The organism is Bifidobacterium sp. UBA4282 (assembly GCF_002394995.1).
In the GTDB taxonomy this organism is placed as follows: Bacteria; Actinomycetota; Actinomycetes; order Actinomycetales; family Bifidobacteriaceae; genus Bifidobacterium; species Bifidobacterium pullorum_B.
This window is the reverse complement of sequence record NZ_DGVO01000004.1, coordinates 3,995-17,299: the sequence shown is the minus strand read 5'-3', so window position 1 is coordinate 17,299 and position 13,305 is coordinate 3,995. Positions and strand designations below refer to the sequence as shown.

General features: G+C 65.2%; 10 protein-coding genes. 7 read left to right on the top strand and 3 right to left on the bottom strand.

The window, feature by feature from the left end; genetic code table 11:
• Positions 1-612 (bottom strand): family 43 glycosylhydrolase (locus B4C31_RS00840; protein ID WP_291530946.1); only part of this gene is annotated, 612 nt, incomplete at its 3' end.
• A 9-nt stretch (positions 613-621) separates the two neighbouring features.
• Positions 622-2,187 carry a glycoside hydrolase family 43 protein gene (locus tag B4C31_RS00835; RefSeq protein WP_291530945.1) on the bottom strand — a complete coding sequence of 522 codons (1,566 nt, stop codon included), beginning with the start codon at positions 2,185-2,187 and terminating at the stop codon, positions 622-624.
• A gap of 129 nt (positions 2,188-2,316) precedes the next feature.
• Here B4C31_RS00835 and B4C31_RS00830 point away from each other — a divergent pair, with 129 nt between their 5' ends.
• The 6 genes from B4C31_RS00830 to B4C31_RS00805 all read left to right on the top strand — a co-directional run bounded on the left by B4C31_RS00830 (position 2,317) and on the right by B4C31_RS00805 (position 10,797).
• Entirely contained in the window at positions 2,317-4,422 is a 2,106-nt protein-coding gene (locus B4C31_RS00830) for a family 43 glycosylhydrolase (protein ID WP_291530944.1), read from the top strand.
• A gap of 78 nt (positions 4,423-4,500) precedes the next feature.
• Positions 4,501-5,598, top strand: coding sequence for a LacI family DNA-binding transcriptional regulator (locus tag B4C31_RS00825; protein ID WP_414631817.1), 1,098 nt, complete (start codon positions 4,501-4,503; stop codon positions 5,596-5,598).
• 362 nt (positions 5,599-5,960) lie between these two features.
• Positions 5,961-6,980 carry a family 43 glycosylhydrolase gene (locus tag B4C31_RS00820; RefSeq protein WP_291530943.1) on the top strand — a complete coding sequence of 340 codons (1,020 nt, stop codon included), beginning with the start codon at positions 5,961-5,963 and terminating at the stop codon, positions 6,978-6,980.
• 514 nt (positions 6,981-7,494) lie between these two features.
• The gene (locus B4C31_RS00815) at positions 7,495-8,799 is read left to right on the top strand and encodes an ABC transporter substrate-binding protein (protein ID WP_291530942.1); all 1,305 of its coding nucleotides are present in this window, start codon (positions 7,495-7,497) and stop codon (positions 8,797-8,799) included.
• Between the two features lie 145 nt (positions 8,800-8,944).
• Positions 8,945-9,889 (top strand): carbohydrate ABC transporter permease, encoded by a 945-nt coding sequence (locus B4C31_RS00810; RefSeq protein WP_291530941.1) that lies wholly within the window; start codon positions 8,945-8,947, stop codon positions 9,887-9,889.
• Positions 9,886-10,797, top strand: a complete 912-nt coding sequence (locus B4C31_RS00805; protein ID WP_033514417.1) for a carbohydrate ABC transporter permease — start codon at positions 9,886-9,888, stop codon at positions 10,795-10,797. Before B4C31_RS00810 ends, B4C31_RS00805 begins: the two co-directional genes overlap by 4 nt.
• Before the next feature lie 133 nt (positions 10,798-10,930).
• On the opposite strand, the gene B4C31_RS00800 is transcribed toward B4C31_RS00805, so the two are convergent.
• Positions 10,931-11,980 carry a LacI family DNA-binding transcriptional regulator gene (locus B4C31_RS00800; RefSeq protein WP_204389504.1) on the bottom strand — a complete coding sequence of 350 codons (1,050 nt, stop codon included), beginning with the start codon at positions 11,978-11,980 and terminating at the stop codon, positions 10,931-10,933.
• A 231-nt stretch (positions 11,981-12,211) separates the two neighbouring features.
• On the opposite strand from B4C31_RS00800, the gene B4C31_RS00795 reads away from it, so the two are divergent.
• Complete coding sequence (locus B4C31_RS00795; RefSeq protein WP_291530940.1) at positions 12,212-13,279, top strand: glycoside hydrolase family 43 protein; 1,068 nt, start codon at positions 12,212-12,214, stop codon at positions 13,277-13,279.
• The last annotated feature ends 26 nt before the right edge of the window (positions 13,280-13,305 follow it).

Genomic DNA, 13,305 nt, shown 5'->3' with positions numbered 1-13,305 from the left:
GCGCAGGCCGGTGGTCGGGTCCAGCCTGAACATCCAGATGCCGCCGAACCAGGAGCCGACGCTCATCCACATCTCCCCGTGCTCGCACATGATCGGCGTGGCGTCGATGGCGTTGATGCGCGTGTCCTTGAGTGAGAGGTAGCGGTTGGGCAGATCGCGGGCCGAGTCGTCCCCGAGCACGCGCGGCACGTCGGTACGGTCCACGTTCGCCGCATCGAATCCCGAGTAGACCACCGGTCCCACGTAGGTCCAGTCGCCGTCGAGCCGGTCGGCGGTCAGCAGCACGATCACCGACCGGAACTCGTGGCCGTTGACGGACAGGTACATGCACCATTTGCCCATCACGGGATTCCAGATCACGTCCGGCGCCCAGGTGTTGCCGTTGAGGTCCGGGTTCTCCGGCTGCTTGGGCCACGCCTCCCAGATGCCGCCGAGCACGGACTCCGGGTCGCGGCTCAGGTTGTTCTCGAACCGCTCCCAGTGCACCAGGTCGGTGCTGCGGGCGCAACGGCGATGGGTGCCGAAGATGTAGTACGTGCCGCGGTCCTCCACAATCGCCGGATCATGGATGGCCACGCGACCGGGGGCCAGGGGGTATTGGGGGATGGTCATGGACGCTCCTTACTGCTGCGAGCCCCAGATGCACAGGTTGTTGCCCAGGGCGCTGAAGGTCATGACCTCCTTGCCGTCCAGGTCGCGCGGCAGCTTGGCGAAGTCGCCGGTGTAGGTCACGTCGCCGAGCGTGATCGTCATCTGGTTGGATCCCTCGGACGCCTCCCAGGTGCCCGTCTGGTCGCCGGAGACGGTGCCGTCCTCGTTGAGCGTGATGTTCACCGGTTTGTTGACGCCGCGGTAGTCGGTGCTGTCCTTGTCGGTGACCTTCTTCGGACCCTTGAAGTACGTGCTCTTTTCGTGGGCCACCAGCTCGTAGTCGCCGGCCAGGTCGGCGGCGTCGTAGCCGGCGGTGTCGGCCTTGGTGCCGGTGTATTCGTACGGCGCGGCCACCAGCCAGCCGTCGGCGGTGGGCATGAGCTCGCGCACACGCACCTCATGGACCTCGCCGCGGTCGGAGAAGCGGGTGTGGTAGACGATGTACGCGGTGCCGTCGTCGTCCACCAGCACCGAGTTGTGGCCCTGGGAGACCTCGATGTCGGCGTTGTCGTTGCCGCTCCACTGGATCGAGCTCATCAGGCGGATGCCGGTGTCTCCCTGCCAGTTGTTGCCTTCGGCGCGGGTGGCGATGGCCGTGTTGCCGGCCTGGTCCACGTAGGGTCCGGTGATCGAGTCGGAGCGGAAGACGCGGACCTGGTAGCCGCCGGTCTGCTGGAGGTGACCGTAGGACAGGAACAGGTACCAGTGGCCGTTGGCGTGGGCCAGATACGCGCCTTCGCCGGAGTTGCTGAAACCGCCGGCCACCTTGATGCCGTAGTAGGCGTCGGACTGGTTCTCGACGGTCTCGTAGGTGGCGGTGTAGTCGCGCAGGCCGGTGGTCGGGTCCAGCTTGAACATCCAGATGCCGCCGAACCAGGAGCCGTACACCATCCACATCGTGCCGTCCTCGTCGGTTTTGACGGTCGGGTCGATGGCGTTGATGCCGGTGTCGCTCTGCGACTGGTACCGGGTCAGGTCCGCGTCCTCGCCCAGCACCTGCTCCACGTCGGTGCGGTTCACGTTGACCTTGGTGAATCCGGAGTAGACGACCGGGCCCACGTATGTCCAGTCGCCCTCGATGTCGTCGGCGGTCAGCAGCACGATCACGGAGCGGTAGTTGTCGCCGTTGACGGACAGGTACATGCACCACTTGCCCATCGTCTCGTTCCAGAACACGTCCGGCGCCCACATGTTGCCCTCCACGTCCGGGTTCGTGGACTGCTTGGACCACTCCTCCCAGATGTCGCCGAGGATCGTTTCGTAGTCGGTGCTCAGGTTGTTCTCGAAGGTCTGCCAGTTGACCAGGTCGGTGCTCTTGGCCCAGGCGCGGTGGGATCCGAAGATGTAGTAGGTGTCGCCGTCCTTGACGATGGAGGGGTCGTGCGAGGAGACGCGTTGGATCTGCGAGGTCTGGGCGTCGCCATCTGACTGTTCGGAGGACGACGGGGTGCCGGTGCAGCCGGCGAATGCCGCGACCGCCAGTGCCGCGGTGGCGAGTGCCGCCGTCAGCCGGCGAAGCGTGGTGGATGCTGCCATGGATGTGTTCTCCCTTCCGGGGCGCTGCCGTGCGCCTTGTTCCGCATCGCTGCGTGTCGGATGTACAACGATGTAATACACTATACTGTACAACGATGTAAAACATGCCGCAACCGAAAGGTCCCCACCATGTCCCGCACCTATTCCCTGCTGTGCTATACGCGCAAGCCCACCAAACGCGAGGAGGCGAACAACGCCGACATCGCCCTGAGCATGCACCTTGCCCTGCGTTCCCACATCGACAGCGCCTGGACCCCACTGAACGAGAACTACGGCATCCTGTTCGCCGCCGGCGTGCCCACCGCCTCCGTGCCATCCGCCGCGCGCCGCGCCTGCACCGCCGCCCGCCGCTTCAAGGCCGACCGGTTCGATGCCCCCCGCCCCGCCAGCGCCGCCGTTGACGTCGACGCGGTCATGCCGGATGTCGACATCGTCCTCAAAAGCCTGAAGGACCCCTACCTGTTCCGTCTCAAGGACGGCCGCTTCGCCGTAGCCGCCACCCGCACCGCCCGCGGCGGCGACCCCGACGGCTCCGAGGCTTCCGCGTTCCTGCTCGTGGTCAGCCGCGACCTGACCTCCTACGACCAGCTCGGCCTGGTCCGTCTGGACACCGTCGCCGGCGTGAACCGACCGGGCGTGGAATACGACGCGCAGTCCGGACGGTACGTCATCCGCTGGCGTGACGACGAGGGGCACGCGCTGTACGCGGTCGTCGACGACATCGAATCCGCCGTGACCCGCACCGTGCCCGTGGCCGGCGCGGACCGCGATACGGCGACGGTGCGGCACGACGCCGCGTGCTACGGCATCGACGACGTGGTGCCGGGCAACGTCATCACCATCAGCGACGTGGAGGCCGTCCGACTGATCGAACGCTTCGGCCGCGTCTACAACACCGGGTCTTCGGCGCCCACCTGCAGCCTGATGGCGTCGCTGCGCGGCCCCGAGGCGCGCGAGGCCGTCCGCTGGTTCGCCGACACCCGCGCCGACCTGACCTACTCGGACGGCTCCAAGGCCACCCGCGCCGTCGACTGGGATACGGACGCGCTCGCCCGCTTGGCCGACGACGCCGCGGAAGGCCGCCTGAAGCCGGGCGAGAGCCGCACAATCCGCGGCCGCATCCGCCAGACCACCTACCCGGTGCCGTTCGCCGTCGAGCGCGCCGACCCGTCGGTGTTCGCTTGGAACTTCAACGGCAAGCCGATGTTCCTGTTCATCGCCACCGAGGACGCCGACGGCAACTGCATCGACCCGCGCGAGGGTCGCACCCACATGCCGCTGCGCGTGGCCGAGACCATCGAGGGCCTGGCCGACGCCGCCGGCGGACGCGAGCGCGAGATCGACCTACTCGTCCGCGGCGACCTGAACTCCGAGGGCCGCGCGATGACCGGATGCTTCTGGGCACCCGAGCTGCACGTCATCGACGGACGGCTGTCCATCCTGTTCATGCCCTGCTTCGACGGCGAGCCCACGCACGCGGACGGCACCCCGAACGATCGCGCCGGCAAGCCCGACATGTGGACCGGACGCTGCCACATCATGCAGCTGAAGAAGGACGAGGCCGGCCTGGACCTCGATCCGCGCGAGCCCGCCAACTGGACGGTTCCCGAGCCGATCCTCGGGCCGGACGGGGACATCCTCAACCCCGTCCAGCTCATCTCCCTGGACATGACCGTCATCGGCGACTCCGGCAACTGGTACTACGCCTGGCAGCAGGTCGGCAGCGTGTGGATTGCCCGCTTCGACCCGTCGAACCCGTCGCGGCTGACCAGCCGGCCCCGGCAGATCGTGGTCCCCGAATTCGCCTGGGACAACCTCATCGCCGAAGGGCCGAACGCGATGGTCCGCAACGGCCGCATCTTCCTGATCTACTCGGGCTCGTCGGTCGGCATCGACTACACCACCGGTCTGGTGACCGCGCCCGCCGGCCGGAACGCGGACCTGACCGATCCGACATCCTGGACCAAGCTTGACTACCCGCTGCAGAAGTCGGGGCTGTACAACGGCCAGTGGCAGCTCGGCACCGGTCATGGCATGTGGTCGCGCGACGAGGACGGCAACATGATCTACGTCTTCCATAACGCCGAGTACGTCAACGGCCGCTATGGCGGGCGCGACGCCCAGGTGCGGCGCGTGCACTGGTCCGCGGAGGGCATGCCGCTGCTGGACGTGGAGACCTGCGAAGAACTCGACCCGGCGTATGCCGAGGTCGCGATGGAGATCGCCGTGGCGTGACCCACGGGATCGGGATTGCGGCCATCGGCCCGGCGTCCGCGCAACGGCGGCGCCGGGCCGATTGTACTATCGTTGTAGATGAATGAGCGTACGGAACGGAGGGAACCGATGGCGCGCAGGGAGAGCGATCATGCCGTGACGATGCGTGACGTGGCCGAGGACGCCGGGGTGTCCGTCAAAACCGTGTCGAATGTGGTGAACAACTACCAGTTCGTGTCCGCGCGCACGCGGGACAAAGTGATGGCCTCGATCGAGAAGCTCGGATACACGCTGAATATGACGGCGCGCAACCTGCGCACCGGGCATACGGGCATCATCGGCCTGGCCGTGCCGGACCTGGTGATGCCGTACTTCGCGCAGCTGTCGTCGCTGGTCATCGGGGAGGCCAAGAAACTGGGCATGCGCGTGATCGTGGAACCCACGCTGTACTCGCGCGAGGGCGAGCTTGAGGCGCTGCACGGCGCGCAGCAGGCCATGCTCGACGGACTGATCTTCAGCCCGCTGGAGCTGGGACAGGATGACGTGGCCGAGCTGGATGTGGACTATCCGCTGGTGCTGATCGGCGAACGGATCTTCACCGACACGGTGGATCATGTGGCCACCGAGAACGTTGAGGGCGCCAAGCGCGCCACCAAGTACCTGTTGCAGACCGGGTGCCGACGGCTGGCCGTGGTCGGCACGCATCCGGGGGAGCAGGTCGGCTCGGCGGCGCTGCGCCTGCAGGGCTACCGCGAGGCGCTGGAGGAGATGGGCGTCCCCTACGACGAACGGCTGGTAGTGCCCTCGAAGATGTGGCACCGTGATGACGGCCTGCACGCCATGAACACGTTGCTGGACTCCGGCGTGGTGCCGGATGGCGTGGTGGCGTTGAACGACATGCTCGCCTCCGGCGTCATGCACTCGATCCAGCTGCACGGGTTCCGGGTTCCCGACGACATCTCGGTGATCGGTTTCGACAATTCCGACGATTCGCAATACCTGACCCCGTCGCTGACCACCATCGCCCCCGGTCTGGAGGCCGTGGCGCGGCTGTCCGTGAGGGTGCTGCGCGACCGGATCGACGGCGTCTCGCCGTTCGGCGCCCCCGAAGGCACCTCGGTGTTCCGCAAGGTCTCCTCCACGCTGGTGGTACGCAACTCCACACGCCCGATCCCTGATGGCGGCCTACGGCTGTAGGCGGACGGTCGGTGGCTGCGCCTGTGGGGCGTGCCCAACCGTGAAAGCGGGCAACCAATGGGCGTGTTGTCGCGATTGCACGACAACACGGACGCAGAGCAGATGGTCAATGAGCGTGTTGTCACAGCTACGCGACAACACGGACGCGAGGTAAGTGGTTGGAAGGCGTGTTGTCATAGCCGCACGACGACACGGACGCGAAGTGGATGACTGGGGGCGTGCCGTCGCATGACGGCGGCGTATCCGTAACAAAAGCCCCGGCAATCGTTCCGCGACACTCTGACCGATTTGTTCCAACGATGTAAATCGACTATATTCAACGTTGTAAACAACGAAACCGATGGATTGATGAGGTTGAAACAATGGCTGTTTACAACAATCCGATCGTGCTTCAGCGTGCGGACCCATGGGTGCTCAAGGTCGACGGCGAATACTACTTCACCGCGTCGGACCCGGAGTACAACGTCATCGCGATCCGCCACGCCTCCGCGATCAACGACCTGCAGAAGGCCCCCGAGACCATCGTGTGGCGCAAGCATGAGTCCGGCCCCCAGAGCAAGTACATCTGGGCCCCGGAGCTCCACCGCGTGAATGGCGCATGGTACATCTACTATGCCGCCGCCGAGCGCGAGTTCGAACCCAACGGCATGCCGACGCACCGCATGTACGTGATCGAGAACACCGACGCCGACCCGACCACCGACAATTGGGTGGAGAAGGGTCAGGTCGTCACCCAGTTCGACACGTTCTCGCTCGACGCCACCACCGAGGTCATCGACGGCGTGCAGTACCTGGTCTGGGCGCAGAAGGATCCCGATATCCCGGGCAACTCCAACCTGTACATCGCCCGGATGGAGAATCCGTGGACGCTGGGCAGCGAGCCGGTCATGCTGACCAAGCCCGAGTATGACTGGGAATGCATCGATTTCCTGGTCAACGAGGGTCCGGCGTTCCTGTTCCACGACGACAAGATCTACATCACGTACTCGGCCTCCGGCACCGGCGTCCCCTACGCCGTGGGCCTGTTGACCGCCGACCGTGGCGCCGATCTGCTCGATCCGAACAGCTGGTCCAAGAGCCCGGTGCCGGTGTTCAAGACCTGCGCCGAGAACGGCCAGTACGGCCCCGGCCACAACTCGTTCACCAAGGGCGAGGACGGCACCGAGGACCTGATGGTCTATCACTGCCGCAACTACACCGAGATCAAGGGCGACCCGCTGTTCGATCCGAACCGTCACGCCCGTGTCGGCGTGGTGCGGTGGACCGAGGACGGTCCCGACTTCGGTGTGCCCGCCCCCGACGACATGTGGACGCCGACCTCGACCGAGGTGCTGCCCGCGGACGGTGGTCCGCTGGCCGGCACGCCCGTCTCCCGCGACTGATGTCGCCGCCGTCGGTTTCGCCGGCGGCGATCGCAGATGCCCGCGGAGCCGTGGGCTGACTCTCTTTCCGCAAGGTGCCGTTTCGTCCGGGGTCGATTGGTCTCCCCGCGAGCCCGACGGGGCGGCATCTGAGTTGGCGGTTGCCGGCGGTCGTCCGGCGCGGTCCATTGCAGTGACGGTGGCGTCGAGATGCGCCGCACCGGACCGGAGACCCGGTCGGTGTCGATTGCCGCAGTGCGATGGCGCCGGGGTGTTCCCCGTGAGCGACGCCAACCCGCGTCCGCCTTGGTATTGCACGGCGTGTCGCATAACTTGTACAACGATAGAAATCGCTGTACAATACATATTACAACGTTGCAAAGAGCGTTGAGGCTACAGCAGCAGACAACGGTGTTGTAAGGCACAAAACCGTCCGTTCGGTGGACCGCAAGCCGGTGGGATGGTGATATGGCCTGGCAGCTTCGAGCAGCGTCGATACAGTTCTGGTATCAATCCAGGAGATAAGGAGAAATCCATGAACATGAAGAAAAGCCTCGTCGCCGGCGTGGCGCTGACGATGGTCGCCTCGCTCGGCCTGGCCGGTTGCGGCTCCAACGGCGGTGTCGAGAAGACCGAAGACGGCAAGATCAAGATCACGATGTGGCACGGCTTCTCCGAGGCCGACGGCAAGACCCTCGAAGGCATCGTTGACGACTTCAACAACTCGCAGGACGAGTACTTCATCGATGCCCAGCTGCAGCCGTGGTCGACCATCGGCGAGACCATGGTCACCAAGGTCACCTCGGGCGATGGCCCGGACTTCGTGACCACCGGCGCCGACAACGGCCAGGGCTGGTCGCTGGACGGCACTTTCCAGTGCGTCACCGACTTCTATGACGATCCGGAGAACGAGACCGAGAACTACATCCCGAACGTCGTCGACCAGATCACCTTCGACATCGACGGCTCCGAGGAGAAGTGCGCCGTTCCGATGGGCTACGCGCCGACCGCCGTGTGGTACAACACCGACATGTGGGCCGAGGCCGGCCTGACCGAAGCCGACATCCCGACCACCTGGGACCAGCTGCTTGAGGTCGCCAAGAAGCTGACCAAGTCCGATGGTTCGCAGTATGGCATCGCCCTGCCCGATCTGGGCTGGGGCTCCTTCCTCAAGGGCAACGGCAGCGGCGTGTACACCGTGGACGGCGAGGTCTCCATCAACACCCCGGAGAACAAGGCCTTCCTGGAGAAGATGCGTGACTTCTACAAGGGTGGCTACACCATCCCCGGCATGGACGAGACCGCCGCTCGCGAGTCCTTCGAATCCGGCCAGTCCGCGATGGTGATCGTCGGTCCGTGGGAGGACCAGGCCGCCACCGACAAGGGCATCGCCCACGACCTGTTCCCGGTTCCGGCCGGCGATGGCACCTACGTCTATCCGGACGGCACCTCCGGCTCCAACACCGGCTCCACCGGCCTGTACTGGTGGGTCACCTCGCAGGTCGGCGATTCCGAGAAGCTGCCCGGCATCTACGAGTTCTTCAAGTTCTACAACAACCATGACAACCAGGTGACCTGGTCGCTCGGCTCCGCCTACCCGCCGAACAACACCACCGTCACCGAGGAGGAGCTCTCCGAGCGTCCGCTGATCGCGAAGATCGCCCAGTACACCGACCAGTCCTTCATCGCCGTGGCCGGCCTGAAGGGTGGCTTCGGCGACATCATCGCCACGATCGACACCCTGACCTCCAACACCACTCGTACCGACGACGACATCCAGACGATGCTCGACGAGGCCGAGACCAAGATCCAGGGCTACCTCGACGAGTACGCCGAGTAATCGCCCCCGGATACCCCAACATCGCGGTCCGGCCCATCCGGATCGCACCTGACACGCAACGGCCGCCGACGGCGCTCCGCCAGCCGCGGCCGTTGCCGTGCCTTATCCCGTTCCATCCAGACAAAGTCGTTTACTGGAGGAGTGCATGACCACCGCATCTTCTAAGGCGAACAAGCACACCGCAGTGGCGCATCAGAACAAGAAGGCCATCGCGCGCCGCAACCTGCGCGTCGGCCTGACGTTCACCGCCCCGGCCCTCATCGTGCTCGCCATCTTCGTCTTCTATCCGGCGATCAAGACGTTCATCACGTCGCTGACCACCGACCGCATCAACCGTTCCGGCAAGTTCGTCGGCTTCCAGAACTACATCGACCTGTTCCAGAGCGCGGACTTCTGGACGGATGTCAAGAACACCGTCGTCTACGCGATCCTGTACGCGCCGATCGTCGTCATCGTCGCGCTGGCGTTCGCGTTGCTGCTCAACCGCAAGGACCTGAAGTTCGTTGGGTTCTTCCGCACCTGCATGTTCCTGCCGTTCGTCATCTCCCTGACCGTGGCCGCCATCGCCTGGCAGTTCATCCTCTCCCCGTCCCTCGGCCTGGTGCCCTACTGGCTGGACCAGCTGTTCGGCATCGAGGGCCTGAACCTGCTCGGCACCCGCGAGACCGCCATGGCCACCATCGTGTTCATCACGGTGTGGAAGAACTTCGGCTACTTCATGGTCATCTTCCTGGCCGGCCTGCAGGGCATCTCCGCCGAGCTGTACGAGGCCGCCAGCCTTGACGGCGCCAGCGCCTGGCAGAAGTTCCGCTACATCACCCTGCCGGCCCTGCGCCCGACCTTCAACTACGTCGTCATCTTCGGCCTCATCGGTTCGTTCCAGGTCTTCGACCAGGTCTTCATCCTGACCTCCGGCGGCCCGGCCCGCGCCACCGAGACCATCGTGTACCGCATCTACACCGAGGCGTTCGGCAACGGCAAGCTCGGCTACGCGTCCGCGCTGTCGTACGTGCTGCTGATCATGACGCTGATCGTCGGCCTGATCCAGCTGTACACCAACGCCAAGCATGAGAGGGAGGAGATCGCATGAGCTCCGCAACCATTTCCGCTGCGCAGGAGGCCGAGAACAAGCGCATCAACGCCGAGAACGAGCGTCTGCGCCGCAAGGCCACGACCCGCCGCCGCGTCGGTCTGGGTTTCAGCTATCTCGCGCTGATCCTGGTCACCATCCTGATGCTGTTCCCGCTGATCATTGTCGTGCTGGTCTCGTTCACGCCGAACGAGATCACCCAGACCTGGCCGCCGAAGCTGATCCCGAGCGCGTTCACCCTCGACAACTACACCGATCTGTTCGGCCGTCTGCCGATCGGCCGCGAGCTGCTCAACACCATCGTGTTCGCGGGCGCCGTGACCATCATCTCGGTGTTCTTCGACTCGCTGGCCGCCTACGGTCTGTCCCGCGTGGACTTCAAAGGCCGCGGCGTGCTGCTCGGCGTGCTGATCGCCACGATGATGATCCCGGGCATGGCCCTGCTCATCCCCGTCTACAAGCTGCTGGCGGACATGGGCCTGGTCAACAGCTACCTGGGCATCATCATCCCGCGTATGGCCGATGTCGGCGGCATCTTCCTGCTGCGCCAGTTCTTCATCTCGATCCCGAAAGACCTGGATAACGCGGCCCGCATCGACGGTGCCGGCGAGTTCCGCATCTTCGCCCAGATCGTCCTGCCGAACTCGATCCCCGCGATCCTGACGGTCGGCATGTTCAACTTCATGGGCAACTGGAACGACCTGCTCTGGCCGTTGATCATGACCTCCCGTCCGGAGACCCGCACCATCACCGCCGGTCTGGCGATGCTGACGGGCCACGGTTCCTCGGTCACCCCGTACGGCGTCGTGATGGCGGGCGCGCTGATCTCCGCCCTGCCACTGCTCATCGTGTTCTTCTTCGTCCAGAAGAGGTTCGTCGAGGGCATCGCGATGACCGGTATGAAGTAATCCTCTTCCCTTCCTTCCTCCTTCCGATACCGTTGGGCCGGTGTCGTCAGCAATGACGGCACCGGCCCAACGGTTTACAGGGTGAGGCAATTCACTGTTTGGGCCTTCGCAAAACCGTGAATTGGGGCGGTCGCTACGGCAGCGAATCGGGCGCGCTGGATTCGCGCTCCACCAGCCTGGACGGCACCACCACTTCGGCGTATCCATTGGGCCCCGCCTCTTCGGGCACCCGTCCCTCGATGCGGTCGCAGAGCAGTTCCAGCGACATCCGCGCCACCTCCCGCAGGTTCGGATCCACGGAACTCAGCGAGGGGGAGAGATACTGCGAATCGGTCGAATCGTCGTAGCCGATGACCTTCACGTCCTGGGGCACGCAGATGCCGCGGCGCGCCAGTTCCTGCATCGCGCCCATCGCCAGCAGGTCGTTCATGCAGACGATGCCGTCGGGGCGGATGCCGCCGTCCAGCATCCGGGCCACCGCGTCGGCGCCGTCCGGCTGGTACCAGATGACCGCCGGGATCTCAAGCGCCGGATCGTTGGGCAGCCCCGCGGCGGCCAGCGCCTGCCGGTACCCCTTGAGGCGGTACGGCGACGAGCCGTAGTCCTGCTCCCACTCGTGCACGCCGATGATGGCGATGCGCCGGCATCCGAGTTCGATGAGTCGTGCGGTGGCGTTGCGGAAGCCGGTGGTGTTCTCGGTCAGGACGCGGTCGTAGGTGTCGAGCCGCAGGTGCTCGCCGATGATGACGAGTGGGTAGTCGACGTGGATGTCGGCGGCGTCGCTGGTGTTCAGGTGCAGCGGGCTGAAGATCAGACCGTCGGTCAGGGTGCTGAACGAGCCGTGGAGCACGTCGAGCTCGGTCTGGCGGTCCACGCCGGAGGGGTTGAAGATGACGTGCTTGCCCCGGGCCCGCGCCTCCTCCATGACATACGCGGAGAGTTCGGCGAAGTAGGGCATCCGCGGGTCGGGGATGGACAGGCCGATGATGTTGCTGTGCCCCTGACGCAGGTTCTTGGCCGTCATGTTGAGCGAGTAGCCGAGTTCGTCGATGGCGGCGAGGACCTTGGCCCGCGTGGAGTCGCGGACGAACGGGTAGTCGTTGACCACATTCGACACGGTTTTGACCGAGACGCCGGCGCGGCGTGCCACGTCGTGCATGGTGACGTGTCGTTGCTGTGTCATGGGCGTCTCCTCGTCGTGACGATGATGCGTGGTGTGCGATACCGCTACAGTATACGGTGCGCGGCTGTGATTATGCTGTAGCTTCGCGTTTTTTCAACGTTTATATCGTTGCAGTGATTCTCGCTGCAACGATGGAGAGATGCGTATCGCATCGTTGAACATCACGAGTGCGTGGTATAATAGTACAACGTTATATCCATCATTGTTCCACCTCGCAGACGGGAGAGCGCCATGGAAGCGCAACCAACCGACCCCTACGGCTACCTGCTCGTCCACTTCCTCGAAGACCCGGACGGCTACGCCGAACGCATCTACATGGATCTGTCGGACGGCGACAATCCGCATCGTTGGATCCCCCTGAACGGCGGCGAGCCGCTCCTGACCTCCACCATCGGCACCACCGGCGTGCGCGACCCGCACATCACCCGCAACCCGGAGACCGGCGTGTGGACCATCGTCGCCACCGACCTGCGCGTCTTCGGCGGCGCCGAAGGCCTCAGCGGACGCGAGATGTCGTCTTGGCACCACTGGACGCGGCACGGCAGCACCAATCTCATGGTCTGGCAGTCGGACGACCTGATCCACTGGACCGGCCCGCATACGCTCGACGTGGCCCGCCGCCCCGACGGTTCGCGGCTGGAACTCGGCATGGCCTGGGCCTGCGAGAGCCTGTGGGTGCCGGACTACTATCCTGAGGGGCATGACGGCGGCCGCGGCGCCTTCGTCATCTACTGGTCGAGCACCGTCTTCCCCGACGACGACCGCGACCACACCACCGCCGACGTGCGCCCGAAGGTGCTGTGGGGCGTGACCCGCGACTTCACGCAGGACACCTACGAGTACGGCGGCGTGTTCATCGACACCGGCGGCGACTCGATCGACACGACGATGATCCAGCGTCCGCTGCCCGACGGCGGACGGCGGACCTACCGCATCACCAAGGACAACGCGTTCGGCAACGGCATCTGGATGGATTCGACCGACGCCCCGCGCTGGTGGGAGCCGGGGACGCCGTGGACGACCGTGCAGACCCGCATCGGCGCGGAGTACGCGGTCGGCGGCGACCCGGGCGGCGTCGAGGGGCCGGCCGTGTTCGCTTCGCACAGTGCCGACGAATGGTACCTGTTCGTCGACGTGATCCCGGAGATCGGATACCGGCCGCTGGTCACGGACGATCTGGACGCCGGTTGGCGACCGTTGCAGGCGGAGGACTACTACCTCTCGCCGCACACCAAGCATGGCGGCGTGATCGGCCTGACCCGCGCCGACTACGAGCGGGTCAGGGATGCGTTGCTCTGATACCGGACTCTGACACAATGAGGCGG